The 660-nt window shown below is 54.5% G+C and carries 1 protein-coding gene; it reads left to right on the top strand.

Features of this window, described 5'->3' with window-relative positions; all coding sequences use genetic code 11:
- The coding region (locus QP381_RS08460) for a hypothetical protein (RefSeq protein WP_285068475.1) at window positions 1-214 on the top strand (214 nt) is incomplete at its 5' end.
- Between the last annotated feature and the right edge of the window lie 446 nt (window positions 215-660).

Raw genomic sequence — 660 nt, 5'->3', positions numbered from 1 at the left:
AGGCATTCTACGTGCCACAGCCTCAGTCACCGTAGACAGTACCGGTTTGAAGGCCGCAGTCTCCTACGACACTGTTTACGCGGCCAGACAACATGAGGAACTTACATGGCGGCACCCTAAAGGCGGCAACGCCAAGTACTTAGAAAAACCCGCCCGTGAGGAAGCCCAAACAATGGTTGATCTGATCGCAGCTGAGGTTAGGAGGGCAACATGAGGCCCGGAGGTACCGCAAAAGACTTGCAGGAAACCCTCGCGAGACTGTTAGCAGACGCGGCAGTCGCAGAATACGCGGAACAGTACGACCAGCTTAGTCTTCCGCCCGTGTTTTTTAATCGTTTCCCACCTAAACCAGATACAGCCATCCTGATCACCGTGTATGACCGGCTACCTGTCAGGAATCCGAATCTTGAAGGGTGCAGGGTGTGGAAAGTACAAGCCCGGTGCAGGGCCAGGGTAAGCGCGGCCCCGCTTGCAGAAGCCGTCGAGGACGCTCTCGTTGGGGACCAGAAAGCCCCCAATATCGCTCATGTTTCAGAGCCAACCCGGCTACCTCTAGGCCCGGACCAAACCGGCCGTGATGAACTATCCCTCAATTTCACTATTGTCACTAACCACTGAAGGAGAAAAAGAAGATGGCAGAAAATGATGTGAAGAACGCCA

Origin of the sequence: Pauljensenia sp. UMB6358, from assembly GCF_030216865.1 — a bacterium.
Taxonomy (GTDB): domain Bacteria; phylum Actinomycetota; class Actinomycetes; order Actinomycetales; family Actinomycetaceae; genus Pauljensenia; species Pauljensenia turicensis_A.
The sequence above is the reverse complement of the archived record's forward strand: the minus strand, read 5'-3'. Positions and strand labels throughout refer to the sequence as shown.